The 2,004-nt window shown below is 72.0% G+C and carries 3 protein-coding genes and 1 pseudogene; 1 reads left to right on the top strand and 3 read right to left on the bottom strand.

Translation table 11 applies throughout. The features are described from left to right. The 3 genes and pseudogenes from CCN33_RS20985 to CCN33_RS20975 form a co-directional block, all read right to left on the bottom strand. Positions 1-195 (bottom strand): annotated as a pseudogene (locus tag CCN33_RS20985) (NADH-quinone oxidoreductase subunit C); the annotation flags it as partial. Continuing rightward, entirely contained in the window at positions 192-809 is a 618-nt protein-coding gene (locus CCN33_RS20980) for an NADH-quinone oxidoreductase subunit B (protein ID WP_086695109.1), read from the bottom strand. The gene CCN33_RS20980 and the pseudogene CCN33_RS20985, both read right to left, overlap by 4 nt. After that, positions 800-1,216 carry an NADH-quinone oxidoreductase subunit A gene (locus CCN33_RS20975; RefSeq protein ID WP_086695108.1) on the bottom strand — a complete coding sequence of 139 codons (417 nt, stop codon included), beginning with the start codon at positions 1,214-1,216 and terminating at the stop codon, positions 800-802. The genes CCN33_RS20980 and CCN33_RS20975 overlap by 10 nt, the downstream gene beginning before the upstream one ends. A gap of 220 nt (positions 1,217-1,436) precedes the next feature. Between CCN33_RS20975 and CCN33_RS20970 the strand changes: the two genes are divergently transcribed. Continuing rightward, positions 1,437-2,004 (top strand): sensor domain-containing protein (locus tag CCN33_RS20970; RefSeq protein ID WP_208621818.1); only part of this gene is annotated, 568 nt, incomplete at its 3' end.

The following is a 2,004-nucleotide window of genomic DNA, read 5'->3' as shown; positions in this document are numbered from 1 at the left end:
GTCGACGAACCCGGTACCGGGTTCGTCGACCGCGCTCAGCCAGTCGAAGTAGGTGCAGGTCAGCGTGGTACGAGCCGTCTCAAGGGCAGTGAGCCACGCGGCGGGAGGCACGTCGACGGTGAGGACGTCGTACGACTCCTCGGCGGTGGCGTCGGGGCCGAAGAGCTCCTCAGCGGGGGCGGGCAGCCAGCTCATCGCTCGGTCCCCTCCGCGGACGGAGCCGCCGGCGGACGCACCAGGTCGCTCTGGAGCGCGGCGGCGGACGGGCGGGGCGCGCTCCCCTTGCCGTACCGCTCCGCCAGAGACTCGCGGGCGATCTTCTCCTGGAGCTTGAGGATGCCCTGGAGCAGCGCCTCGGGGCGCGGCGGGCAGCCCGGCACGTACACGTCGACCGGGATGATCTGGTCGACGCCCTTGGTGACGGAGTAGGAGTCCCAGTACGGCCCGCCGCAGTTGGAGCAGGCGCCGAAGGAGATGACGTACTTCGGCTCGGGCATCTGCTCGTACAGCCGCTTCACGGCGGGCGCCATCTTGTCGGTGACCGTGCCGGAGACGACCATCAGGTCGGCCTGGCGGGGGCCCGGCGCGAAGGGGATGACGCCGAGCCGGATGAAGTCGTGGCGGGCCATCGACGCGGCGATGAACTCGATCGCGCAGCAGGCGAGGCCGAAGTTGAAGACCCAGAGCGAGTAGCGGCGGCCCCAGTTGAGGACGACCTTCATCGGCTCGGGTGCCAGCCGGGCCAGCGCGCCCAGCCGCTTCGGCTCGGGCAGCGGTACCGGCTCGGGGGCGGCCGGGTTCACGTCCATGTCAGGACGCCCTTCTTGTAGGCGTACAGCAGGCCGACGGCGAGGAAGCCCAGGAAGATGAACATCTCCACCAGGGTGGCCGCGCCGTAGCCGGGGGCGGCGAAGACCGTCGCCCAGGGGAACAGGAAGATCGAGTCGACGGCGAAGATGACGTACAGGAAGGCGTAGACGTAGTACCGGACCTGGGTGTGGGCCCAGCCCTCCCCGACGGGGTCGACGCCGCACTCGTAGGTCATGAGCTTCTCGGGGGTGGGCACCACGGGCCGCAGCAGGCGGCCGGCGCCGAAGGCCGCCGCCACGAAGAGCACGCCGACGACGGCGAGCAGACCCACGACCGAGTAGGACCCGAAGTAGTCCGACGTGGTGCCGCCCGCGGCGACCGTCGTCACCCCCAACGTCTCCCGCACCGTCCGTCCCTCGCTCCCTGACCGGGTGTCCTCCGTGACCTCCGCGCGCCCTGTGACGGATGCGGCCGGAGGTTTGCGTACGCACGGGAGTCTAGGCCCTGATAAAGCGCCGGTAAGAGCCCGTGACGGACCGCGGGGCCGGGGGTGGGGTTTTCCCCAGGGCCCGGAAGGCGGTCCACCGCATGGCGTAGGGGCCTTCGGGCACGGCAGGCTGGCCGCCATGACTCCCGCTCCCGCCGCCGGACCGGCCGGCGACTCCGGCCGTCCGCCGTCCGCCCGGCTCGCCTTCGACGCGCACACCTGGAAGGAGATCGCGCATCTCCTGCTGAACCTGCCGCTGGCGGTGGTGGGCTTCGTGTACGCGGTCACCGTGCTGTCCGTGAGCGGGGGCCTCACCGTCACGGTACTCGGACTGCCGCTGCTGGCGGGCTCCCTGCTGGGCGCCCGGCTGCTGGGCCGGCTGGAGCGGGCGCGGGTGCGGGTGCTGCTCGGGGAGCGGGTGCCGGAGCCGTCACCGCTGCCGTTCGCGCGGGGCGGCGGGGTGGTGCGACGGCTGTGGCAGGCGCTGCGGGACCCGGTGGGATGGCGGTCGCTGCTCTACTGTCTGATCCGGTTGCCCTGGGGCGTGCTGACCTTCACCACCGTGCTGGTCTCGTTCTTCGTGCTGTGGCCGGTGCTGGGTTATCTGGCGCGGGGCCTGGCGAACGTGGACCGGGCGCTGGCCCGCGCCCTGCTGGCGCCGTCGGACGAGCTGGAGCGCCGGATAGCGGAGCTGGAGTCGGACCGGG

It is taken from the genome of Streptomyces recifensis, assembly GCF_002154615.1.
GTDB lineage: Bacteria > Actinomycetota > Actinomycetes > Streptomycetales > Streptomycetaceae > Streptomyces > Streptomyces griseoluteus.
The sequence above is the reverse complement of the archived record's forward strand: the minus strand, read 5'-3'. Positions and strand labels throughout refer to the sequence as shown.

Coding starts and splice junctions, on each gene's coding strand:
- CCN33_RS20980 (WP_086695109.1), bottom strand. CDS start 809: ATGGACGTGAACCCGGCCGCCCCCGAGCCGGTACCGCTGCCCGAGCCG.